This is a genomic window from Streptomyces gottesmaniae (assembly GCF_031845845.1).
Lineage (GTDB): Bacteria > Actinomycetota > Actinomycetes > Streptomycetales > Streptomycetaceae > Streptomyces > Streptomyces akebiae.
Map to the genome: position 1 here is coordinate 1 of NZ_JAVRFJ010000038.1, position 23,733 is coordinate 23,733.

General features: G+C 71.3%; 20 protein-coding genes. 17 read left to right on the top strand and 3 right to left on the bottom strand.

Annotated features, from left to right (window positions below; all coding sequences use genetic code 11):
- Positions 1-79 precede the first annotated feature (79 nt).
- A complete protein-coding gene (bldD, locus tag RM704_RS33850; RefSeq protein WP_027751102.1) occupies positions 80-580 on the bottom strand; it encodes a transcriptional regulator BldD in 501 nt (166 codons plus the stop codon).
- 218 nt (positions 581-798) lie between these two features.
- Here bldD and pyrR point away from each other — a divergent pair, with 218 nt between their 5' ends.
- From pyrR to RM704_RS33920, 14 genes are all read left to right on the top strand, one after another.
- Complete coding sequence (pyrR, locus tag RM704_RS33855) at positions 799-1,392, top strand: bifunctional pyr operon transcriptional regulator/uracil phosphoribosyltransferase PyrR (protein ID WP_033532564.1); 594 nt, start codon at positions 799-801, stop codon at positions 1,390-1,392.
- A gap of 89 nt (positions 1,393-1,481) precedes the next feature.
- Positions 1,482-2,462, top strand: coding sequence for an aspartate carbamoyltransferase catalytic subunit (locus RM704_RS33860; RefSeq protein WP_033532563.1), 981 nt, complete (start codon positions 1,482-1,484; stop codon positions 2,460-2,462).
- 4 nt (positions 2,463-2,466) lie between these two features.
- Positions 2,467-3,753 carry a dihydroorotase gene (locus RM704_RS33865; RefSeq protein WP_033532562.1) on the top strand — a complete coding sequence of 429 codons (1,287 nt, stop codon included), beginning with the start codon at positions 2,467-2,469 and terminating at the stop codon, positions 3,751-3,753.
- Positions 3,750-4,316: a PH-like domain-containing protein gene (locus RM704_RS33870; RefSeq protein WP_033532561.1), complete on the top strand. Its 567-nt coding sequence runs from the start codon at positions 3,750-3,752 to the stop codon at positions 4,314-4,316. The genes RM704_RS33865 and RM704_RS33870 overlap by 4 nt, the downstream gene beginning before the upstream one ends.
- Positions 4,313-5,470: a glutamine-hydrolyzing carbamoyl-phosphate synthase small subunit gene (gene carA / locus RM704_RS33875; protein ID WP_033532560.1), complete on the top strand. Its 1,158-nt coding sequence runs from the start codon at positions 4,313-4,315 to the stop codon at positions 5,468-5,470. Before RM704_RS33870 ends, carA begins: the two co-directional genes overlap by 4 nt.
- Positions 5,463-8,771: a carbamoyl-phosphate synthase large subunit gene (gene carB / locus RM704_RS33880; protein ID WP_033532559.1), complete on the top strand. Its 3,309-nt coding sequence runs from the start codon at positions 5,463-5,465 to the stop codon at positions 8,769-8,771. Before carA ends, carB begins: the two co-directional genes overlap by 8 nt.
- Before the next feature lie 55 nt (positions 8,772-8,826).
- Positions 8,827-9,933, top strand: a complete 1,107-nt coding sequence (locus RM704_RS33885; protein ID WP_033532558.1) for a quinone-dependent dihydroorotate dehydrogenase — start codon at positions 8,827-8,829, stop codon at positions 9,931-9,933.
- Positions 9,930-10,781 carry an orotidine-5'-phosphate decarboxylase gene (gene pyrF, locus RM704_RS33890; protein WP_033532557.1) on the top strand — a complete coding sequence of 284 codons (852 nt, stop codon included), beginning with the start codon at positions 9,930-9,932 and terminating at the stop codon, positions 10,779-10,781. Before RM704_RS33885 ends, pyrF begins: the two co-directional genes overlap by 4 nt.
- 254 nt (positions 10,782-11,035) lie before the next feature.
- Positions 11,036-11,359 (top strand): integration host factor, encoded by a 324-nt coding sequence (locus RM704_RS33895; RefSeq protein WP_003977346.1) that lies wholly within the window; start codon positions 11,036-11,038, stop codon positions 11,357-11,359.
- A 60-nt stretch (positions 11,360-11,419) separates the two neighbouring features.
- On the top strand, positions 11,420-12,013 hold the full coding sequence (gene gmk / locus RM704_RS33900) for a guanylate kinase (protein WP_052146614.1): 594 nt from the start codon (positions 11,420-11,422) through the stop codon (positions 12,011-12,013).
- A gap of 64 nt (positions 12,014-12,077) precedes the next feature.
- Entirely contained in the window at positions 12,078-12,347 is a 270-nt protein-coding gene (gene rpoZ / locus RM704_RS33905) for a DNA-directed RNA polymerase subunit omega (protein WP_005485492.1), read from the top strand.
- 118 nt (positions 12,348-12,465) lie between these two features.
- Positions 12,466-13,668, top strand: a complete 1,203-nt coding sequence (gene coaBC / locus RM704_RS33910; protein WP_033532555.1) for a bifunctional phosphopantothenoylcysteine decarboxylase/phosphopantothenate--cysteine ligase CoaBC — start codon at positions 12,466-12,468, stop codon at positions 13,666-13,668.
- 240 nt (positions 13,669-13,908) lie between these two features.
- Positions 13,909-15,117, top strand: a complete 1,209-nt coding sequence (gene metK, locus RM704_RS33915; RefSeq protein ID WP_033532554.1) for a methionine adenosyltransferase — start codon at positions 13,909-13,911, stop codon at positions 15,115-15,117.
- Positions 15,118-15,296: 179 nt separating this feature from the next.
- On the top strand, positions 15,297-17,489 hold the full coding sequence (locus tag RM704_RS33920) for a primosomal protein N' (protein ID WP_033532553.1): 2,193 nt from the start codon (positions 15,297-15,299) through the stop codon (positions 17,487-17,489).
- 76 nt (positions 17,490-17,565) lie between these two features.
- On the opposite strand, the gene RM704_RS33925 is transcribed toward RM704_RS33920, so the two are convergent.
- Positions 17,566-18,135, bottom strand: a complete 570-nt coding sequence (locus tag RM704_RS33925; protein WP_033532552.1) for a hypothetical protein — start codon at positions 18,133-18,135, stop codon at positions 17,566-17,568.
- A gap of 317 nt (positions 18,136-18,452) precedes the next feature.
- Here RM704_RS33925 and fmt point away from each other — a divergent pair, with 317 nt between their 5' ends.
- The 3 genes from fmt to RM704_RS33940 all read left to right on the top strand — a co-directional run bounded on the left by fmt (position 18,453) and on the right by RM704_RS33940 (position 21,385).
- Positions 18,453-19,385: a methionyl-tRNA formyltransferase gene (gene fmt / locus RM704_RS33930; RefSeq protein ID WP_033532551.1), complete on the top strand. Its 933-nt coding sequence runs from the start codon at positions 18,453-18,455 to the stop codon at positions 19,383-19,385.
- Positions 19,386-19,507: 122 nt separating this feature from the next.
- Complete coding sequence (locus tag RM704_RS33935) at positions 19,508-20,935, top strand: RsmB/NOP family class I SAM-dependent RNA methyltransferase (RefSeq protein WP_033532550.1); 1,428 nt, start codon at positions 19,508-19,510, stop codon at positions 20,933-20,935.
- Between the two features lie 195 nt (positions 20,936-21,130).
- A complete protein-coding gene (locus tag RM704_RS33940; protein ID WP_157856845.1) occupies positions 21,131-21,385 on the top strand; it encodes a hypothetical protein in 255 nt (84 codons plus the stop codon).
- Positions 21,386-21,525: 140 nt separating this feature from the next.
- Here the strand turns inward: RM704_RS33940 and RM704_RS33945 are convergent, their stop codons facing one another.
- Positions 21,526-23,679 carry an MMPL family transporter gene (locus RM704_RS33945; RefSeq protein WP_033532549.1) on the bottom strand — a complete coding sequence of 718 codons (2,154 nt, stop codon included), beginning with the start codon at positions 23,677-23,679 and terminating at the stop codon, positions 21,526-21,528.
- Positions 23,680-23,733: the final 54 nt, after the last annotated feature.

Sequence of the window (23,733 nt, forward strand, 5' to 3'; positions counted from 1 at the left end):
AAACCCCCGCGGGGGGCCCCCCACCCGTGGGGTGGGGCCCCCCCCGGCGGCACGTTTCTGCTGGGTGCTGCGCGAGGCGTCAGGCGTCCTCGTGGGAGACCGCACGGCGCGCGTCCGCGTCGAGGACGCCCCAGCTGATCAGCTGCTCGGTGAGGACCGAGGGGGACTGGTCGTAGATGACGGCGAGTGTGCGCAGGTCGTCCTGGCGGATCGAGAGCACCTTGCCGTTGTAGTCACCGCGCTGGGACTGGATCGTCGCCGCGTAACGCTGCAGCGGGCCCGCCTTCTCGGCCGGCACATGGGCCAGGCGCTCAAGGTCGAGAACCAGCTTCGGCGGCGGCTCGGCGGCGCCACCAGGGGTCGTACCAGGAAGCAGCTCCTGCACGGGGACCCCGTAGAAGTCCGCCAGCTCCGCGAGGCGCTGCACGGTGACGGCGCGGTCGCCGCGCTCGTACGAACCGACCACGACCGCCTTCCAGCGTCCCTGGGACTTCTCCTCGACACCGTGGAGGGAAAGGCCCTGCTGGGTGCGGATGGCCCGGAGCTTGGCCCCGAGCTGTTTGGCGTATTCGCTGGACATATGGCTCCCCGGACGAAGGCTGGTGACTCACTGTGAGGTTACGCAGCGTGACTCTGCCCCGTCAAGCCGGATGGTCCGGACCGACTCTTCCGTGGTAACCGCGTTCCGTTGGGCCAGGGGGGTGATCAGGGGCGTTGCGGGGCCTGATAACGTTGACGGCGCAAATCCGACGTCCTTTAAGGTCCGTCCCGTGAGGCGGAGAAGGAGGTCCGTTTCCTATGGACACGCACGACCCGCAGCACCTGCCCCAGGACGCGCAGTCGTCCGATGCGAGGCCCGTTCTCGAGGGCCCCGACATCGCGCGCGTACTGACCCGCATCGCCCACGAGATCGTCGAACGCGCCAAGGGCGCCGACGACGTGGTGCTCCTCGGCATTCCGACCCGGGGCGTCTTCCTCGCCCAGCGGCTCGCCGCCAAGCTCGCGGAGATCACCGACCGCAAGATCCCGGTCGGCTCGCTCGACATCACCATGTACCGCGACGACCTGCGCATGCACCCGCCGCGTGCGCTGGCCCGCACCGAGATCCCCGGTGACGGCATCGACGGCCGTCTGGTCGTCCTCGTCGACGACGTGCTCTTCTCCGGCCGCACGATCCGCGCGGCGCTCGACGCGCTGAACGACATCGGCCGCCCGCGCGCCGTCCAGCTCGCGGTCCTCGTCGACCGGGGCCACCGCGAACTGCCCATCCGCGCCGACTACGTCGGCAAGAACCTCCCCACGTCGCTGCGGGAGACGGTCAAGGTCCAGCTCGCCGAGGAGGACGGTCGGGACACCGTCCTGCTCGGTGCGAAGCGGACCGCCCAGCAGTAGCACGCGCGCGTGCGGCCCCGCGCCGTACGTCCCCTCGCGATGCCCCTGACTGCCCGTAATCTCCCGAACTGCCTTACGGAGCCTGAAAGATGCAGCGTCATCTCATCTCGGCCGCCGACCTCACCCGTGACGACGCCGTCCTGATCCTCGACACCGCCGAGGAGATGGCCCGGGTCGCCGACCGGCCGATCAAGAAACTGCCGACCCTGCGCGGCCGCACGATCGTCAACCTCTTCTTCGAGGACTCCACCCGCACCCGGATCTCCTTCGAGGCCGCCGAGAAGCGCCTCTCCGCGGACGTCATCAACTTCACCGCCAAGGGGTCGAGCGTCTCCAAGGGCGAGTCCCTGAAGGACACCGCCCAGACGCTGGAGGCCATGGGCGTGGACGCGGTCGTCATCCGGCACGGCGCCTCGGGGGCCCCGTACCGCCTGGCGACCTCCGGCTGGATCGACGCCGCCGTGATCAACGCGGGCGACGGCACCCACCAGCATCCCACCCAGGCCCTGCTCGACGCCTTCACCATGCGCCGCCGGCTCGTCGGCCGGGACGCCGGGCTCGGCCAGGACCTGTCCGGCAGGCGCATCACGATCGTCGGCGACGTCCTGCACAGCCGGGTCGCCCGCTCCAACGTCGACCTGCTGCACACCCTCGGCGCCGAGGTCACCCTCGTCGCCCCGCCCACCCTGGTGCCGGTCGGCGTCGAGAGCTGGCCCTGCGAGGTCTCCTACGACCTCGACAGCACGCTCGCCAAGTCCGACGCGGTGATGATGCTGCGCGTGCAGCGCGAGCGGATGAACGCCGCGTTCTTCCCCACCGAGCGCGAGTACTCACGGCGCTACGGCCTCGACGGCGACCGCATGGCGCGGATGCCCGAGCACGCCATCGTGATGCACCCCGGCCCGATGGTCCGCGGCATGGAGATCACCGCCGAGGTCGCCGACTCCGACCGCTGCACCGTCGTCGAGCAGGTCGCCAACGGTGTCTCCATCCGCATGGCCGTGCTGTACCTGCTGCTCGGCGGCAACGAGCCCGCCGTCGCCCACGCCCGCACCCCCGAGGAGAAGTAAGACCATGAGCAAGATCCTGATCCGTGGCGCGAAGGTGCTGGGCGGCGAGCCGCAGGACGTCCTGATCGACGGCGAGATCATCGAGCGGGTCGGCGCCGGACTCCCCGACGACGACGCCCTGGTCGTCGAGGCCGAGGGCAAGGTGCTCCTGCCGGGCCTCGTCGACCTGCACACCCATCTGCGCGAGCCCGGCCGCGAGGACTCCGAGACCGTGCTCACCGGCACGCGCGCCGCGGCCTCCGGCGGCTACACGGCCGTCTTCGCCATGGCCAACACCTTCCCCGTCGCCGACACCGCCGGTGTGGTGGAGCAGGTCTACCGGCTCGGCCAGGAGCACGGCTACTGCGACGTGCAGCCCATCGGCGCCGTCACCGTCGGACTGGAGGGCAAGAAGCTCGCCGAGCTGGGCGCGATGCACGAGTCGGCCGCCGGGGTCACCGTCTTCTCGGACGACGGCAAGTGCGTCGACGACGCGGTGATGATGCGGCGCGCCCTGGAGTACGTGAAGGCCTTCGGCGGGGTCGTCGCCCAGCACGCGCAGGAGCCGCGGCTGACCGAGGGCGCCCAGATGAACGAGGGCGTCGTCTCCGCGGAGCTGGGGCTCGGCGGCTGGCCCGCGGTGGCCGAGGAATCGATCATCGCCCGGGACGTCCTGCTCGCCGAGCACGTCGGCTCCCGCGTCCACATCTGCCACCTCTCGACCGCCGGGTCCGTCGAGATCGTCCGCTGGGCCAAGTCCCGCGGCATCGACGTCACCGCCGAGGTCACCCCGCACCACCTCCTGCTCACCGACGAGCTGGTGCGCACCTACAACCCGGTCTACAAGGTCAACCCGCCGCTGCGCACCGAGCGCGACGTGCTGGCCCTGCGCGAGGCGCTCGCCGACGGCACGATCGACATCGTCGCCACCGACCACGCCCCGCACCCCCACGAGGACAAGGACTGCGAGTGGGGCGCGGCCGCCATGGGCATGGTCGGCCTGGAGACCGCGCTGTCGGTGGTCCAGGAGACGATGGTCACCACCGGTCTGCTCGACTGGGCGGGCGTCGCGGACCGTATGTCGTTCAAGCCCGCGAAGATCGGGCGGGCCGCCGGTCATGGACGTCCCGTCTCGGCAGGTGAGCCCGCCAACCTCACGCTCGTCGACACGGCATACCGTGGGTCGGTGGATCCCGCGGGCTTCGCCTCGCGCAGCCGCAACACCCCCTACGAGGGCCGCGAGCTGCCGGGCCGTGTCACGCACACGTGGCTGCGGGGCAAGGCCACGCTCGTCGACGGGAAGCTCACGTGACACCTGTAATTCTGCTGGCCGCCGAGAAGGAATCGGCCGAGGTCACCGACTGGGCCGCGCGCATCGGCTGGGTCGTCGGACTCGCCCTCTTCGTCGCGCTCGTCTACTGGCTGATGCGTGAGGGCTGGAAGTGGCGCGGCACGCTCCAGAGCGATCTTCCGGAGCTCGCCACCGCGCCGGACGAGCCCGGTGCGGCCAGACTGAGCATGAGCGGCCGCTACCACGGCTCCACCACCGCCGGGCAGTGGCTCGACCGCATCGTGGCGCACGGCCTGGGCACCCGCAGCCGGGTCGAGCTGACGCTGACGGACGCGGGCCTGGACGTCGTACGCCCGGGGGCGACGGACTTCTTCGTCCCCGTCGACGCCCTGCGCGAGGCCCGGCTCGACAAGGGCATCGCCGGGAAGGTCCTCACCGAGGGCGGCCTGCTGGTCGTCACCTGGGAGCACGGCGGCAAGCTGCTGGACTCCGGGTTCCGCTCCGACCGCGCGGCCGAGCACAACGAGTGGGTCGAGACCATGAACCAGATGATCGACAAGACGGAAACGGAAGGCGCACGATGACGACCTCCACTCAGGGGAACGCCTCGCAGAGGAAAGGGGCGCTTCCCGCCGTACTCGTCCTGGAGGACGGCCGGATCTTCCGCGGCCGTGCCTACGGGGCCGTGGGGGTGACCTTCGGCGAGGCCGTGTTCTCCACCGGGATGACCGGCTACCAGGAGACCCTCACCGACCCGTCGTACCACCGCCAGGTCGTCGTCATGACCGCCCCGCACGTCGGCAACACCGGCGTCAACGACGAGGACCCCGAGTCCAAGAAGATCTGGGTCTCCGGGTACGTCGTCCGCGACCCCGCGCGCGTGCCGTCCAACTGGCGCTCCCGGCGCTCCCTGGACGACGAGCTGCGCGCGCAGGGCGTCGTCGGGATCTCCGGCATCGACACCCGCGCCCTCACCCGCCACCTCCGTGAGCGCGGCGCCATGCGCGTCGGCATCTTCTCCGGCAACGCGCTGCCCGACGCGGGCGTCATGCTCACCGAGGTCCGCGAGGCCCCCGAGATGAAGGGCGCGAACCTCTCCGCCGAGGTCGCCACCAAGGAGACGTACGTCGTCCCCGCGATCGGCACCAAGAAGTTCACCGTCGCCGCCGTCGACCTCGGCATCAAGGGCATGACCCCGCACCGCATGGCCGAGCGCGGCATCGAGGTGCACGTCCTGCCCGCCACGGCGACGGTCGACGACGTGTACGCCGTGAACCCCGACGGTGTGTTCTTCTCCAACGGTCCGGGCGACCCGGCCACCGCCGACCACCCCGTGTCCGTCATGCAGGCGGTCCTGGAGCGCTCCACCCCGCTCTTCGGCATCTGCTTCGGCAACCAGATCCTGGGCCGCGCGCTCGGCTTCGGCACCTACAAGCTGAAGTACGGCCACCGGGGCATCAACCAGCCGGTGCAGGACCGTACGACCGGCAAGGTCGAGGTCACCGCGCACAACCACGGCTTCGCCGTCGACGCCCCGCTCGACCAGGTCTCCGACACCCCCTACGGCCGCGCCGAGGTCTCCCACGTCTGTCTCAACGACAACGTCGTGGAGGGGCTCCAGCTCCTCGACCGGCCGGCCTTCAGCGTCCAGTACCACCCCGAAGCGGCAGCGGGCCCGCACGACGCCGCCTACCTGTTCGACCGCTTCGTATCCCTGATGGAGGGCCAGCGTGCCTAAGCGCACCGATATCCAGTCCGTCCTGGTCATCGGCTCCGGCCCGATCGTCATCGGCCAGGCCGCCGAGTTCGACTACTCCGGCACCCAGGCGTGCCGCGTCCTCAAGGCCGAGGGCCTGCGCGTCATCCTGGTCAACTCCAACCCGGCGACGATCATGACCGACCCGGAGATCGCCGACGCCACGTACGTCGAGCCGATCACCCCGGAGTTCGTCGAGAAGATCATCGCCAAGGAGCGCCCCGACACCCTCCTGCCCACCCTCGGCGGTCAGACGGCCCTCAACACGGCCATCTCGCTGCACGAGGCCGGGACGCTGGAGAAGTACGGCGTCGAGCTGATCGGCGCCAACGTCGAGGCCATCAACAAGGGCGAGGACCGCGACCTCTTCAAGGAGGTCGTCGAGGCCGTCCGCGCCAAGATCGGGCACGGCGAGTCCGCCCGCTCGGTCATCTGCCACTCCATGGACGACGTGCTGAACGGCGTCGAGACACTCGGCGGCTACCCCGTCGTGGTCCGTCCCTCCTTCACCATGGGCGGCGCCGGCTCCGGCTTCGCCCACGACGAGGAGGAGCTGCGCCGCATCGCCGGCCAGGGCCTGACGCTCTCCCCGACCACCGAGGTGCTCCTGGAGGAGTCCATCCTCGGCTGGAAGGAGTACGAGCTGGAGCTGATGCGCGACAAGCACGACAACGTCGTGGTCGTCTGCTCCATCGAGAACTTCGACCCCATGGGCGTCCACACCGGCGACTCGATCACCGTCGCGCCCTCGATGACGCTCACCGACCGCGAGTACCAGGTGCTGCGTGACGTCGGCATCGCGATCATCCGCGAGGTCGGCGTCGACACCGGCGGCTGCAACATCCAGTTCGCGGTGAACCCCGAGGACGGCCGGGTCATCGTCATCGAGATGAACCCGCGCGTGTCGCGCTCCTCGGCGCTCGCCTCCAAGGCGACCGGCTTCCCCATCGCCAAGATCGCCGCGAAGCTGGCCGTCGGCTACACGCTCGACGAGATCCCGAACGACATCACCGAGCAGACCCCGGCCTCCTTCGAGCCGACGCTCGACTACGTCGTCGTCAAGGCGCCGCGGTTCGCCTTCGAGAAGTTCCCGTCCGCCGACTCCTCCCTGACCACCACCATGAAGTCGGTCGGCGAGGCCATGGCGATCGGCCGCAACTTCACCGAGGCGCTCCAGAAGGCGCTGCGGTCGCTGGAGAAGAAGGGCAGCCAGTTCACCTTCGTCGGCGAGCCCGGCGACAAGGCCGTCCTCCTCGAAGAGGCCGTCCGGCCCACCGACGGCCGTATCAACACCGTCATGCAGGCCATCCGCGCGGGCGCCACGCCCGAGGAGGTCTTCGAGTCGACCAGGATCGACCCGTGGTTCGTCGACCAGCTCTTCCTGATCAAGGAGATCGCGGACGAGCTGGTCGCCGCCGACAGGCTCGATCCCGAGCTGCTCGCCGAGGCCAAGCGGCACGGCTTCTCCGACCAGCAGATCGGCGAGATCCGGGGCCTGCGCGAGGACGTCGTGCGCGAGGTCCGGCACGCGCTGGGCGTACGCCCGGTCTACAAGACGGTCGACACCTGCGCCGCCGAGTTCGCCGCGAAGACGCCGTACTTCTACTCCTCCTACGACGAGGAGTCGGAGGTCGCCCCGCGCGAGAAGCCGGCCGTGATCATCCTCGGCTCGGGCCCGAACCGCATCGGTCAGGGCATCGAGTTCGACTACTCCTGCGTCCACGCCTCCTTCGCGCTGAGCGACGCGGGCTACGAGACCGTGATGGTCAACTGCAACCCGGAGACCGTCTCCACGGACTACGACACCTCCGACCGGCTGTACTTCGAGCCGCTGACGCTGGAGGACGTGCTGGAGATCGTCCACGCCGAGTCGCTGGCCGGGCCGATCGCGGGCGTCGTCGTCCAGCTGGGCGGCCAGACCCCGCTGGGCCTGTCACAGGCGCTCAAGGACAACGGCGTGCCCGTCGTGGGCACCTCCCCGGAGGCCATCCACGCCGCCGAGGACCGCGGCGCCTTCGGACGCGTCCTCGCCGAGGCCGGCCTCCCCGCGCCCAGGCACGGCACCGCGACCACCTTCGCGGGCGCCAAGGCCATCGCCGACGAGATCGGCTACCCGGTCCTCGTCCGCCCGTCCTACGTGCTCGGCGGACGTGGCATGGAGATCGTCTACGACGAGGCCCGCCTGGAGTCGTACATCGCCGAGTCGACCGAGATCAGCCCTTCCCGGCCGGTGCTCGTCGACCGCTTCCTCGACGACGCCATCGAGATCGACGTGGACGCCCTGTACGACGGCCACGAGCTCTACCTCGGCGGCGTGATGGAGCACATCGAGGAGGCCGGGATCCACTCCGGCGACTCGGCGTGCGCCCTGCCCCCGATCACCCTCGGCGGCTTCGACATCAAGCGCCTGCGCGCCTCCACCGAGGCCATCGCCAAGGGCGTCGGCGTGCGCGGACTGATCAACATCCAGTTCGCGATGGCCGGCGACATCCTCTACGTCCTGGAGGCCAACCCGCGCGCCTCTCGCACCGTCCCCTTCACCTCGAAGGCGACCGCGGTGCCGCTGGCCAAGGCCGCCGCCCGGATCTCGCTGGGCGCGACCATCGCCGAGCTGCGGGCGGAGGGGCTGCTGCCGGCCAACGGCGACGGCGGCGAACTGCCGCTCGACGCGCCGATCTCCGTCAAGGAGGCCGTCATGCCGTGGTCGCGCTTCCGCGACATCCACGGGCGCGGCGTCGACACCATCCTCGGCCCGGAGATGCGCTCCACCGGCGAGGTCATGGGCATCGACTCGGTCTTCGGCACGGCGTACGCCAAGTCGCAGGCCGGCGCGTACGGGCCGCTGCCCACCAAGGGCCGCGCGTTCATCTCGGTCGCCAACCGTGACAAGCGTTCGATGATCTTCCCGGCGCGCGAGCTGGTCGCCCACGGCTTCGAACTGCTCGCCACGTCCGGCACGGCCGAGGTCCTCAAGCGCAACGGCATCAACGCCACCGTCGTACGCAAGCAGTCCGAGGGCACCGGCCCGAACGGCGAGAAGACGATCGTCCAGCTCATCCACGACGGCGAGGTCGACCTCATCGTCAACACCCCCTACGGCACCGGTGGCCGCCTCGACGGCTACGACATCCGTACGGCCGCCGTGGCCCGCTCCGTGCCGTGTCTGACGACCGTGCAGGCCCTCGCGGCAGCCGTCCAGGGCATCGACGCGCTCAACCACGGCGACGTGGGCGTGCGCTCGCTCCAGGAACACGCCGAACACCTGACCGCGGCCCGCGACTAGCAGCCGAAGAGGGGGACACCGGAAACGGTGTCCCCCTCTTCATGAGGACACCACCATGTACAAGCTCTTCTTCCGCCTGGTCTTCACACGGATGGACCCCGAGGAGGCCCACCACCTGGCCTTCCGCTGGATCCGTCTCGCCGCCCGTGTCCCCGTGCTGCGCACCTTCCTGGCGGCGGCCCTCGCCCCCCGCTACGAGGAACTGCGCACGGAGGCCTTCGGGCTGCGGATGCACGGCCCCTTCGGACTCGCCGCCGGCTTCGACAAGAACGCGATCGCCGTCGACGGGATGTCGATGCTCGGTTTCGACCACGTCGAGATCGGCACGGTGACGGGCGAGGGCCAGCCCGGCAACCCCAAGCAGCGGCTGTTCCGTCTGGTCGCCGACCGCGCCCTGATCAACCGCATGGGCTTCAACAACGAGGGCTCGCTCGCCGTCGCCGCCCGCCTGGCCTCCCGTACGCCCGTCTTCAGGACGGTCGTCGGCGTCAACATCGGCAAGACGAAGGCCGTCCCGGACGAGGAGGCCGTCGGGGACTACGTGAAGTCCGCCGAGCGCCTCGCCCCCTACGCCGACTACCTCGTCGTCAACGTCTCCTCGCCCAACACGCCGGGTCTGCGCGATCTCCAGGCCACCGAGGCGCTGCGGCCCCTGCTGACGGCCGTCCGTGAGGCCGCCGACCGCACGGTCCGCACCCGCCGTGTGCCGCTGCTCGTGAAGATCGCGCCGGACCTCGCCGACGAGGACGTCGACGCCGTCGCCGACCTCGCCGTGGAGCTGGGCCTGGACGGGATCATCGCCACGAACACCACCATCGCGCGCGAGGGACTCGGTCTCACCTCCGGGCCCTCCCTCGTGAAGGAGACGGGCGGTCTCTCCGGCGCCCCCGTCAAGGCCCGCTCCCTGGCGGTCCTGCGCCGCCTCTACGCGCGCGTGGGCGACCGGATCACCCTGGTGGGCGTCGGCGGCATCGAGAACGCCGAGGACGCCTGGCAGCGCATCCTGGCGGGCGCCACCCTGATCCAGGGCTACAGCGCCTTCGTCTACGAGGGGCCCTTCTGGTCGCGCGCCCTGCACAAGGGCCTCGCGGCCCGTCTGCGCACGAGCCCCTACGCCACCCTCGCCGACGCGGTCGGCGCCGACGTGAGGAAGACGGTATGACCGAGCCCTTCGGCGCCCGCCTGCGCCGAGCCATGGACGAGCGCGGGCCGCTCTGCGTCGGCATCGACCCGCACGCCTCCCTGCTCGCCGACTGGGGCCTGAACGACGATGTCGCGGGCCTGGAGCACTTCAGCCGCACGGTCGTCGAGGCGCTGGCCGACCGGGTGGCGGTCCTCAAGCCGCAGAGCGCCTTCTTCGAGCGCTTCGGGTCGCGCGGCATCGCCGTCCTGGAGAAGTCCGTCGCGGAGGCGCGGGCGGCCGGCGCGCTGGTCGTCATGGATGCCAAGCGCGGCGACATCGGCTCCACGATGAGCGCGTACGCCGAGACCTTCCTGCACAAGGACGCGCCCCTCTTCTCGGACGCGCTGACGGTCTCGCCCTACCTGGGCTACGGCTCGCTGAAGCCCGCGGTGGCCCTGGCGCGCGAGAACGGGGCCGGACTGTTCGTGCTGGCGCTCACCTCCAACCCGGAGGGCGGCGAGGTGCAGCACGCGGTGCGCCCGGACGGCCGCGACGTCGGCGCGACGATGCTGGCGCACCTGGCGGCCGAGAACGCGGGGGAGGAGCCCCTGGGGTCCTTCGGCGCCGTCGTCGGCGCCACGCTGGGTGACCTCTCGTCGTACGACCTGAACATCAACGGACCTCTCCTCGCGCCCGGGATCGGTGCCCAGGGCGCCACACCGGCCGATCTTCCGGCGGTCTTCGGTGCCGCCGTGCGCGATGTGGTGCCGAACGTCAGTCGGGGTGTCCTTCGTCACGGTCGCGACATCGTCGCGCTGCGTGACGCCGCGTGTCGTTTCGCGGACGAGATCCGCACCGCGACGACGGGGGGCCGAGACCTCCGATGAGTGCCTGAGGGTCGGTTACCGGACGCCTTGAGTCTGAATACATTCTCAAATCCAGGGCGATATGCCGGTTATGTCCGACTCCAGGGAGGCTGACCAGGACTTTTCCGCTGTTCTCGCTGACTCTGGCGGAGTTGCCCGCTAGTCTCCGAGCAGGGTGAACGGGCGAGCGTGTTGCTCGTGGCACCCCAGGTGTGGGGCGACTAGGTTCCTCACCGGTCCGTATCCGACAGTTCGACATCCGAGGTGACGTAGGCGTGGCTCTTCCGCCCCTTACCCCTGAACAGCGCGCAGCCGCGCTCGAAAAGGCCGCCGCGGCTCGCCGGGAGCGGGCCGAGGTCAAGAATCGACTCAAGCACTCCGGCGCCTCCCTGCACGAGGTCATCAAGCAGGGCCAGGAGAACGACGTCATCGGCAAGATGAAGGTCTCCGCCCTGCTCGAGTCCCTGCCGGGCGTGGGCAAGGTCCGCGCCAAGCAGATCATGGAGCGACTCGGCATCTCCGAGAGCCGTCGTGTACGCGGCCTCGGTTCCAACCAGATCGCTTCCCTGGAGCGTGAGTTCGGCAGCACCGGTTCCTGATCCCGCCCTCTGGTGGGAAGGCAGTCCCGGGCACTCCGGGATTGCTGGAATAATCGCTGCATGGCTGCAACATTCCGGGGGACGACCCCCGAGCCCCCGGACGTACGTCCGCGGCTGACCGTGCTCTCCGGCCCCTCCGGGGTCGGCAAGAGCACGGTCGTCGCCCATATGCGCAAGGCGCACCCCGAGGTCTGGCTCTCGGTGTCGGCGACGACCCGCAAGCCGCGCCCCGGCGAACAGCACGGAGTCCACTACTTCTTCGTCACCGACGACGAGATGGACAAGCTGATCGCCAACGGCGAGCTGCTGGAGTGGGCCGAGTTCGCCGGCAACCGCTACGGCACTCCCCGGGCCGCCGTGCTCGAACGCCTGGAGCGGGGCGAGCCCGTCCTGCTGGAGATCGACCTCCAGGGCGCACGGCAGGTCCGCGAGACCATGCCGGAGGCCCAGCTGGTCTTCCTGGCGCCTCCCTCCTGGGAGGAGCTGGTGCGCAGGCTCACCGGACGGGGCACCGAGCCGCCCGAGGTGATCGAACGCCGTCTGGAGGCGGCCAAGATCGAGCTGGCGGCCGAGCCGGAGTTCGACGTCACCCTGGTCAACACCTCCGTCGAGGACGTGGCCCGCGAGCTGCTAGCCTTGATGGATGTTGTGTGATCACGGCGTCTGTCCGTTTTCTGTGATCACGACCGGTCTTTTCCCATCCATCGGAAGGTAGAGCGTGTCCTCTTCCATCTCCGCGCCCGAGGGCATCATCAACCCGCCGATCGACGAGCTCCTCGAGGCCACCGACTCGAAGTACAGCCTCGTGATCTACGCGGCCAAGCGTGCCCGCCAGATCAACGCGTACTACTCGCAGCTCGGCGAGGGCCTCCTCGAGTACGTCGGTCCCCTCGTCGACACCCACGTCCACGAGAAGCCGCTCTCGATCGCCCTGCGCGAGATCAACGCGGGTCTGCTGACGTCCGAGGCCGTCGAGGGCCCCGCGTAAGTCATATCGGCAGATCGCAGTAGGTTTTTCCACAGGCCCGGCAGTGCGACTGTCGGGCCTGTGGTGTGTCATTGAGGCGCCACACAGAGGCGTACACATCCGAGTGCGGGGAGGCCCGGTGGGCAAGCCGAAGGTCGTTCTGGGGGTCAGCGGTGGGATCGCCGCCTACAAGGCGTGCGAGCTGCTGCGCCGACTGACCGAGTCCGGTCATGACGTACGGGTCGTGCCGACCGACTCCGCGCTGCACTTCGTCGGCGCCGCCACCTGGTCCGCGCTCTCCGGCAACCCGGTCTCCACCGAGGTCTGGGAGAGCGTCCACGAGGTGCCGCACGTACGCATCGGGCAGGAGGCCGATCTGGTCGTGGTCGCCCCGGCCACCGCCGACATGCTGGCCAAGGCCGCCCACGGCCTGGCCGACGACCTCCTCACCAACACCCTGCTCACCGCTCGCTGTCCGGTCGTCTTCGCCCCCGCCATGCACACCGAGATGTGGGAACACCCGGCCACCCAGGAGAACGTGGCGACGCTCCGCCGCCGGGGCGCCCTCGTCATCGACCCCGCCGTGGGCAGGCTGACCGGCGTCGACACCGGCAAGGGCCGACTGCCGGACCCCGCGGAGATCTTCGAGGTGTGCCGCCGGGTGCTGGCGCGGGGCGTCACGGAGCCGGATCTCGTCGGCCGGCATGTCGTGGTGACCGCCGGCGGCACCCGAGAGCCCCTCGACCCGGTCCGCTTCCTCGGCAACCGCTCCTCCGGCAAGCAGGGGTACGCCCTCGCCCGCACGGCCGCGGCGCGAGGCGCCCGGGTCACGCTGATCGAGGCCAACACCGGACTGCCGGATCCCGCGGGAGTGGACGTCGTCCGGATCGGGACGGCGGTCCAGCTGCGCGAGGCCGTGCTCAAGGCGGCGCCCGACGCGGACGTCGTGGTGATGGCGGCCGCGGTGGCGGACTTCCGCCCGGAGAACTACGCCACCGGGAAGATCAAGAAGAAGGACGGCCAGGAACCCGAGCCCATCGTGCTGGTGCGTAATCCGGACATCCTCGCGGAGATCTCCGCGGACCGTTCGCGCCCCGGCCAGATGATCGTCGGCTTCGCCGCCGAGACCGACGACGTCCTCGCCAACGGCCGCGCCAAACTGGCCCGCAAGGGGTGCGATCTGCTGGTGGTGAACGAGGTGGGGGAGCGCAAGACCTTCGGCTCCGAGGAGAACGAGGCCGTGGTGCTGGGAGCCGACGGAAGCGAGACCCCGGTGCCCTACGGCCCCAAGGAAGCCCTGGCCGAAACGGTGTGGGACCTGGTGGCGAGCAGACTCGGGTGACAGTGGTATTCGCGTCAGGCCTCACTCGAACCACGCACATTCGGGCGTGGCGACCCTGGCGGACAGCGACGACCATTGGGCAGAATGCACGTGCCGCAGGTCACAGGGCTCCCGAGAGGCGAGACAGGTGGGCCGGTGGCCGAGCCCGACCGATAAACTGTTCTCGGACGACGCCGGGCGCAGCCCCCGAGCACGTCCGCCCATGATCAGCCAGCAGCCGCTGCAACCCCAGGGAGCGTTGTGTCCCGTCGTCTGTTCACCTCGGAGTCAGTGACCGAGGGTCACCCCGACAAGATCGCTGACCAGATCAGCGATGCCATTCTCGATGCGCTCCTGCGCGAGGACCCCACGTCCCGTGTCGCAGTGGAGACGCTCATCACGACCGGCCTGGTGCACGTGGCCGGCGAGGTCACGACCAAGGCGTACGCGCCGATCGCCCAGCTGGTGCGCGACACCATCCTGGACATCGGCTACGACTCGTCGAAGAAGGGCTTCGACGGTGCTTCCTGCGGTGTCTCGGTGTCGATCGGAGCGCAGTCCCCGGACATCGCGCAGGGTGTGGACACGGCGTACGAGTCGCGGGTCGAGGGCGATGAGGACGAGCTGGACAAGCAGGGTGCGGGCGACCAGGGCCTGATGTTCGGCTACGCGTCGGACGAGACGCCGACGCTGATGCCGCTGCCGATCTTCCTGGCGCACCGCCTGTCGAAGCGCCTCTCCGAGGTCCGCAAGAACGGCACCATCCCCTACCTCCGTCCCGACGGCAAGACCCAGGTCACCATCGAGTACGACGGTGACAAGGCGGTCCGTCTGGACACGGTCGTCGTCTCCTCGCAGCACGCCAGTGACATCGACCTGGAGTCCCTCCTCGCCCCGGACATCCGCGAGTTCGTGGTGGAGCCGGAGCTGAAGGCCCTCCTGGACGACGGCATCAAGCTGGACACCGAGGGCTACCGCCTGCTGGTCAACCCGACCGGCCGCTTCGAGATCGGCGGCCCGATGGGCGACGCCGGCCTCACCGGCCGCAAGATCATCATCGACACGTACGGCGGCATGGCCCGCCACGGCGGCGGCGCCTTCTCCGGCAAGGACCCGTCCAAGGTCGACCGCTCGGCGGCGTACGCGATGCGCTGGGTCGCCAAGAACGTCGTCGCGGCGGGCCTCGCCTCCCGCTGCGAGGTCCAGGTGGCGTACGCGATCGGCAAGGCCGAGCCCGTCGGTCTCTTCGTCGAGACCTTCGGCACCGCCAAGGTCGACACCGACCGGATCGAGAAGGCCATCGACGAGGTCTTCGACCTCCGTCCGGCCGCCATCATCCGTGACCTCGACCTGCTGCGCCCGATCTACGGCCAGACCGCCGCGTACGGTCACTTCGGCCGCGAGCTCCCCGAGTTCACCTGGGAGCGCACGGACCGCGTCGAGGAACTGCGCAAGGCCGCGGGCCTCTGAGCCTCCTGGCTCACCGTCTCTCCGGCTCTGGACGAGGCCCGGCATCCCCGAGGGGATGCCGGGCCTCGTCGCGTTCCTCAACCCGTGACCGCCGGGCCGCCGGGTGTGCCCCCGCCGGCCCGCTCCTGCCGTGATCTCGGGCGGCGTCGGCTGTCAGTGGGGTTTGGGAGGATGGGGGTGTGAGCAGCGAGGATGGGACGAGGGGCGGGGGCGCGGCGGGGGACGGGGAGCCGGAGCAGCTGGCTCTTGTTCGCGAGGCTGTGCGGAAGGCCAAGGTGCCGCGCGCGAAGCCGCGGACCTGGCGGGGGGCGGCGCTGGCCAAGGAGCTGCCGGTCGCTCGGGTGCTGGTCGACAAGGGTGTGCTGCATCTCGACCGGTACTTCGACTACGCGGTGCCGGAGGAGTTGGACGCGGTCGCCCAGCCGGGGGTGCGGGTGCGGGTGCGGTTCGGTGCCGGGGGGCGGAACGTTCGCGACGGGCGGCGCGAGGGCGGCTCGCTGATCGACGGGTTCCTCGTCGAGCGGGTAGCCGAGTCGGACTACTCCGGTCCCCTGGCCGCGCTCGCGCAGGTCGTCTCCCCGGAACGGGTGCTGGGACCCGAGCTGTTGGGGCTGGCGCGGGCCGTGGCTGACCGGTACGCGGGAAGTCTCGCCGATGTGCTGCAGTTGGCCGTTCCGCCCCGGCACGGCCGGGCGGAGGCGGCCCGGACGGGTGAGCCCGCGCCCCCGCCCGTCGCGCCGGAGCCGGGGTCGTGGCTGCGGTACGGGCGCGGGGAGGAGTTTCTGCGGGCGCTGGCCGCCGGGGGCGCGCCTCGGGCCGTGTGGACCGCGTTGCCGGGGCCGGAGTGGGCCGAGGAGATCGCACGGGCCGTGCAGGCGACGCTGGCGTCGGGGCGCGGGGCGCTCGTCGTCGTACCGGCCGGGCGGCCCGCCGCGCGGGTCGACGAGGCGCTCGGGCAGTTGCTGGGGGAGGGGCGGCACGCGCTGCTGACCGCCGACGCGGGGCAGGAGAAGCGGTACCGGGAGTGGCTGGCCGTGCGGCGGGGGGCCGTACGGGCCGTGGTGGGGACCCGGGCGGCCATGTTCGCGCCGGTCCGGGATCTCGGGTTGGTCGTCGTCTGGGACGACGGCGACGCGAGTCACAGTGATGACAACGCCCCCTTTCCCCATGTGCGTGAGGTGCTGGAGCTACGGGCCTCCAGGGACAAGTGCGGCTTCCTGCTGGGTGGTTGGACCTGCACGGTCGAGGCGGCCCAGCTCGTCGAGAGTGGCTGGGCCGCGCCGATCGTGGCCGGGCGGGAGCAGGTACGGGCCGCCGCGCCGCTGGTGCGGACGGTGGGGGACGCGGATCTCGCGCGGGACGAGGCGGCTCGGGCGGCGCGGCTGCCGAGCCTCGCCTGGCAGGTCGCGCGGGACGGGTTGCGGGACGGGCCCGTGCTCGTGCAGGTGCCCCGGCGCGGGTACGTGCCGCGGATGGCCTGCGCGCGGTGCCGTGAACCCGCGCGGTGCCGGCACTGCGCGGGACCCCTGGAGGCGCGCGACGGCACCGGAGCGCTGCGGTGCGGATGGTGCGGGCGTGAGGAGGGCGGCTGGCACTGCCCCGAGTGCGGGGGCCGGCGGCTGCGGGCTCAGGTCGTGGGGGCGCGGCGGACCGCCGAGGAACTGGGGCGGGCCTTTCCCGCCGTGCCCGTGCGGACCTCCGGCCGGGAGCAGGTGCTCGACACCGTGCCGGGCACACCCGCGCTGGTCGTGAGTACGCCAGGGGCCGAACCGGTCGCGGAGGGCGGGTACGCGGCGGCCCTGTTGCTCGACGGCTGGGCCATGCTCGGGCGGCCCGATCTGCGGGCCGGGGAGGACGCGCTGCGGCGGTGGATCGGCGCCGCGGCGCTGGTGCGCAGCCAAGGGGTCGGCGGCACGGTTGTGGTGGTCGCGGAGCCGACCCTACGGCCCGTGCAGGCGCTCGTGCGGTGGGATCCCGTGGGGCACGCGGTGCGGGAACTCGCCGAACGGGCCGAGTTGGGCTTTCCCCCGGTGTCGCGGATGGCCGCCGTGTCGGGGCCGGTCGAGGCCGTGGTCGATTTCCTGGCCGCGGTCGAACTGCCGCCGGACGCCGAGGTGTTGGGTCCCGTGCCCGTGGCCGGGCCGACGGGACCCGGTTCCGGCGCCGGTCCTGCGGCGGGTGGGGGAAGAGCTCGGCGGCCCGCCGCGCCGGCGACGGCGGAACAGTGGGAGCGTGCGCTGATCCGGGTGCCGCCGGGCAGTGGGGCGGCGCTGGCCGGTGCGTTGAAGAGGGCGCAGGCGGCGCGGATGGCGCGCGGGGTGCCTGAGGGGGCTCGCGTGCGGATCCGGATGGATCCGTTGGACATCGGGTGAGCGATGCGGGCGGGGCAGCTCCCGGCAGAGGTCTGCCTCCCGGTCGGGGACCGGGAGGCAGACGTGTTCGGGCGGTTCAGCCGTTGCGAGGGCCGGGGAAGGCCGTGGGTCTCACGTCGTCGCGGAGGGTCGGGCTGCCCGAGGTCGGCTGGGTCGGCATGTGCGCGGGCACCGGGGCGGGCAGGGGGGCGGGCATGGAGCGGGCGGCCGGGACCGTGGGAATGCCGGAGCCGACATTGACGGTGCGAGTGCTCTGGGGATCCCCCGTGCGCTCCGCTTCCGCGGCGGCCTGTGCGGCGGCGCGGCGGGCGCCGTAACGGCGGTGCACGGCCTGCTTGGTGACACCGAGGGCCGAGCCCACCGCGTCCCAGGAGAAACCGAGCGAGCGGTCGAAGTCCACGGCTGCCGTGACCAGGGTCTCGACACTGTCCCGCAGCTCCTGGGCGAGGCGGACGGTCGGGGCGGGGGCGCGTCCGTAGACGACGAAGCCCGTGGAGGGGCCGGAGCGGCGCGGGCGGTAGACGTTGCCCAACTGGGCGGTGAGGGTGCGCAGTGCGTCCACCTGCCGGCGGACCCGCTCGATGTCCCGCACCAGCAAGTGCAGGCTGGCCCGAGCCTGGGCGTCGTGGGTTGCGTGGTCGGCCATGAACAAGCCTCTCGAACCGGCGTTGAAAAAGGGGAGGTGCCGCGATTGCGGCGCGTATCGGTCAACTCTTTCTTGACCAACGCGAATTCGCTCCGCTGGTAACGGGCTGGGGGCGCGGGGGCATATGCGTGGGGCGCGTGGGTCGGGGTGCGCCCCTGCTGCCACTGGGCCGTGGGGCTGTTTCGTCGTCGGCGGCCGTGGGCGCCGGAGGGGGCGGGCGGGGCGCTCGTGTGGAGTGCGGACCATAGACTGGGGCGTTGTCCCTCGTTGTCGCGTGGGGGCGTACGAACTTCCGTCCGAGAGGCCGTCAGACATCCATGAAGCTTGTCTTCGCCGGTACCCCAGAGGTCGCTGTTCCCGCGTTGGACGCGTTGATCGCGTCGGGGAGGCATGAGGTGGCCGCGGTCGTGACGCGGCCGGACGCGCCGGCGGGGCGGGGGCGGCACCTGGTCGCGAGCCCGGTGGCGCAGCGGGCGGAGGAGGCCGGCATCGAGGTGCTGAAGCCCCACCGGCCCCGGGACGAGGCGTTTCTCGCGCGGCTCCGGGAGATCGCGCCCGACTGCTGTCCCGTCGTCGCCTACGGGGCCCTGCTGCCCCGGGTCGCCCTCGACGTGCCCGTCCACGGCTGGGTCAACCTGCACTTCTCCCTGCTGCCCGCCTGGCGGGGCGCCGCTCCGGTACAGCACTCGATCATGGCCGGGGACGAGATCACGGGGGCGTCCACCTTCCTCATCGAGGAGGGGCTCGACTCCGGGCCGGTGTACGGGACGGTCACCGAGGAGATCCGGCAGACCGACACCAGCGGGGATCTGCTGACCCGGCTCGCCTTCGCCGGCTCCGGGCTGCTCGCCGCCACGATGGACGGGATCGAGGACGGGACCCTGAAGGCCGTGCCCCAGCCCGTCGACGGGATCACGCTCGCGCCGAAGATCACCGTGGAGGACGCCCGGATCGACTGGGCCACGCCCGCGCTGCGCGTCGACCGGGTCGTGCGCGGCTGCACGCCCGCGCCGGGCGCGTGGACGACGTTCCGCGGGGAGCGGCTGAAGCTCGTCCAGGTCGTGCCGGTGCCCGAGCGGACCGAACTGGCGCCGGGCGCGCTCGAAGCCGGCAAGAACCACGTGTACGTCGGGACCGGGTCGTACGCCGTGGAACTGCTCTGGGTGCAGGCACAGGGCAAGAAGCCGATGCGGGCCGCCGACTGGGCGCGCGGGGTACGGATCGAGTCCGGCGAGTCGGTCGGAGACTGAACCACCCCGTTCCGACCCCCTCGCCACCCTGCCCGTAGGTCCACACGGCCGGCGCCCGGTGGTCCGCGCCCGCGGCGTACCCTGGCCGTGGTATCTCATCCCGTATCCGGAGCACCTTTTTCGTGAGTGAGCAGTCCCGTCCGCGTAAGCCGGGCAAACCGTACCGCCGTCCCCAGAAGGACCCCGTCCGTATGCTCGCCTTCGAGGCGCTCCGGGCCGTGGACGAACGGGACGCGTACGCGAACCTCGTTCTGCCGCCGCTGCTGCGCCGGGCGCGGGAGAAGGAGGGGCCCGACAAGTTCGACGGGCGGGACGCGGCGCTGGCGACCGAGCTGGTGTACGGCACGCTGCGGCGCCAGGGGACGTACGACGCCGTCATCGCGGAGTGCGTGGACCGGCCGTTGCGCGAGGTCGACCCGCCGGTGCTCGATGTGCTGAGCCTCGGTGTGCACCAGCTGCTGGGCACCCGGATCCCGACGCACGCCGCCGTGTCCGCCTCCGTCGAACTCGCGCGCGTCGTGCTCGGTGACGGGCGGGCCAAGTTCGTGAACGCCGTGCTGCGCAAGGTCGCGCGGCACGACCTCGACGGCTGGCTGGAGCGGGTCGCGCCGCCCTACGAGGACGACCCGGAGGACCATCTCGCGGTCGTGCACTCGCATCCCCGCTGGGTCGTCTCCGCACTGTGGGACTCCCTCGGCGGCGGGCGCGCCGGGATCGAGGATCTGTTGGAGGCCGACAACGAGCGGCCCGAGGTCACCCTGGTCGCCCGGCCCGGACGATCCACCGCCGAGGAACTCCTCCGGGAGGAGGCCGCGGTGGCGGGGCGCTGGTCGCCGTACGCCGTGCGGCTCTCCGAGGGTGGGGAGCCGGGTGCCGTGGACGCCGTACGGGAGGGACGCGCGGGGGTGCAGGACGAGGGCAGCCAGCTGGTGGCGCTCGCCCTCGCCCACGCCCCGCTGGAGGGTCCCGACAAGGCGTGGCTCGACGGGTGCGCCGGGCCCGGCGGCAAGGCCGCGCTGCTCGCCGCCCTCGCCGCCGAGCGCGGGGCCGTGCTGCTCGCCTCCGAGAAGCAGCCGCACCGGGCCGGGCTCGTCGCCAAGGCGCTGGACGGCAATCCGGGGCCCTACCAGGTGATCACCGCCGACGGGACCCGCCCGCCCTGGCGTCCGGGGACGTTCGACCGGGTGCTGATGGACGTGCCCTGTACGGGGCTGGGTGCCCTGCGGCGGCGGCCCGAGGCCCGCTGGCGGCGGCGGCCCGAGGACCTGGACGGGTTCGGCCCGCTCCAGCGGGCCCTGCTGCGGACCGCGCTGGAGTCCGTGCGGGTCGGGGGAGTCGTCGGCTACGCCACGTGCTCGCCGCATCTCGCCGAGACCCGCGCGGTCGTCGACGACGTGCTGAAGCAGTACGACGGCGCGGCCGACCTGATCGACGCGCGGCCCCTGCTGGAGGGCGTACCGGCGCTCGGCGAGGGGCCCGACGTCCAACTGTGGCCGCATCTGCACGGGACGGACGCCATGTATCTGGCCCTCATCCGCCGGGTCGCCTGACGCTCAACCCCGTTTGTACGTTCGCGACATCGTGCCCGTCTCTCATTTTGGTGGCCGGTGTGTCCGACCCCGCGGCGCACCCGTCAGACGGGCACGCGGCGGGCACGGCCGAGGGCTTGGCATGGTCGGCTGCGCAAGTCAGTTGACCGGAGGAGCCGCGGTTGCTCTACTGCCATGCCGGACCGGGGAGGATGTGTGGCAGAACTGCCGGAGAGCGTAGATCGCGACATTCTGGAGGGGCGCACCATCCTCGCAGTCGAGGCGATTCGTGAGGCACAAGGATGCCCGCTCCGCGAAGCGGTCGATCTTTACCATCAGCGCTACGGAGAGCTTCACCCTGGGCCGGACTCGGCCCAGGAAGCTCCCCGATCCCGTGTACTGCGGTTCGAGCGGGATGGCTCTTTGGTTGTGTTCGAGGGACTGCGAGACGGTCAGCAGCCGAAGAAGTGAGGGGCCGGCGGGCTCTCGGCAACTCCGGCAGTCACGGATAGGTGTCTGGCGGCCACGACCGAACTCGCCGGCCGGCATCCGCCACACGCCGCGGAGGTCAGGACTCGGCACCGGGCATGAGACGCGAGAACCTCCGCCCGTCAGCCCTCCGGCCCCGCCGCGCTGCCCGCCGGTTGCTTCGGGGGCGGCGGTGGTGTGCCGCCGTCCTCCCGGGCCAGCCGGTGGGGCCACCACACCTTCGGGCCGATGTCGAGGAACAGGGCCGTGACCAGCACGGAGCGGACGACGAAGGTGTCCAGGAGTACGCCCAGGGCGACCGCGAAGCCGATCTCGGCGAAGGCGACCATGGGGAGCGTGCCGAGGGCGGCGAAGGTGCCGGCGAGGACCAGACCGGCAGAGGTGATCACCGCGCCGGTCGTCGCGAGACCCGTCACCACGGCCTTGCGGGTGCCCTGGTGGGTGGCCTCCTCGCGGATACGGGTGGTCAGGAAGATGTTGTAGTCGATGCCCAGGGCGACCAGGAACACGAAGACGAACAGGGGGAAGTCGGTCGACTCGCCCGCGTAGTCGAAGAGGTGTCTGAACGCGAGCGCGCTGATGCCCAGCGCGGCGGCGAAGGACAGGATCACCGTCCCGATCAGCAGGAGCGGGGCGATCAGGGCGCGGAGCAGGGCACAGAGGATCAGCAGGACCACGAGCAGCACCAGCGGGATGATCAGGATGTTGTCGTGGGTGGTCGCCTCGTCCATGTCCAGCAGGGCCGCCGTACCGCCGCCCACCTGGGCGTCGGCGTCCGGCACCGCGTGCACGGCGTCCCGGACCCGCTCCACGGTCTGCTTCGCCGCCTCGCTGTCGGCGGGGTCGGACATCGTCGCCTCGAAGAGGACCCGGCCCTCGTGGGCGGGTTTCGTGCCCGGCGGCAGGCCGAGCGAGTCCGCCACGACCCCTTCCGTGTCGGCCACGGTCCGCCCCACCTCCCGGGCCTGCTCCTGATTGCTGATGATCACGAGAGGATCGCCGCTGCCCGCGGGGAAGTAGCGCGCGGAGACCTCCTGGCCGACGATCGAGTCCGGTTTGCCGGTGAAGGCGTCGGCGTTGCTGATGCCCTCCGCGCGCAGCTGGATCAGACCGAGCGAGCACAGCGCGAGGGCGGCCGCCGTCGCCACCCAGACCGTGCGGGGGCGGCGGGAGAAACGGTTGCCCATCCGGGCCCACACACCACGCTCGGTCGGGTCGGCGCTGCCGAGGTGCGGGATCACCGGCCAGAAGATCCAGCGGCCGAAGATCACCAGCAGGGCGGGGAACAGCGTCATCATCGCGACCAGCGCGACCGCGACGCCGATGGCCGCCACCGGGCCCAGGCCGCTCGTGGAGTTCATCTCGGCGGCCAGCAGCACCAGCATGCTCAGCACGACCGTCGCGCCGGACGCCAGCACGGCCGGGCCCGCCCGGTGCAGGGCGAGCGCCATCGCCTCGTGGCGGTCCTCGTGACGGCGCAGTTCCTCGCGGTAGCGGGCCACGAGCAGCAGGGCGTAGTCGGTGCCCGCGCCGAACACGAGGACGGTGAGGATGCCCGCGCTCTGGCCGTTCACGGTCAAGCCGGCGTGTTCCGCCAGCAGATAGATCAGGGCCTGGGCCGTGAACAGGGCCGCGATGACCGCGAGGAGCGGCACCAGGATGAGGGTCGGACTGCGGTAGGTGAGCAGGAGCATCACGATCACGACGGCCATCGCCGACAGCAGCAGCGTGGAGTCGATGCCCTCGAACGCCTCGGAGAAGTCGGCGGACGTACCGCCCGGACCCGTGATGTGCACGGCCAGCCCGTCGCCGCCTTCGCCCACGTCGTCCCGGATCGAGTCCACGGCGGGTGCGATCCGCTCCCAGCCCTTCTCGTCCATCGTGATCGGCACGTAGACCTGGGCGGCCCTCGGGTCGACGGCGCGGTCGTAGACGGGACCACGGGTCTGCTCACCGATGATCTTGTGGGCGGTCAGCTGTTTGAGCTCCCGTACGTCCGCCTCGATCGTCGCGCGGTCCTCGGCGGTCAGACCGCTCTCCCGGGCGTAGACGACCACGGCCGGGATCTGCTCGGGCCGGAACCCCTCGGAGATCTCCAGGACCTGGGTGGATTCCGCCGAGCCCGGCAGCCACGAGGAGGCGTCGTTGTCCTGTGCGTCGGTGAGCTTCGTGGCGAACGGCGCCACCACGAACAGCACCACCAGCCACAGACCCAGCACGACCCACTTGGCGCGCCGCCCGCAGACGAGATGCCCGATGCCCCGCTTGCCTGTCATGCCCACCTCCAGGGCCGCACCCCGAGAGGGGCGCGGGGAACTGTGCGAGCGACC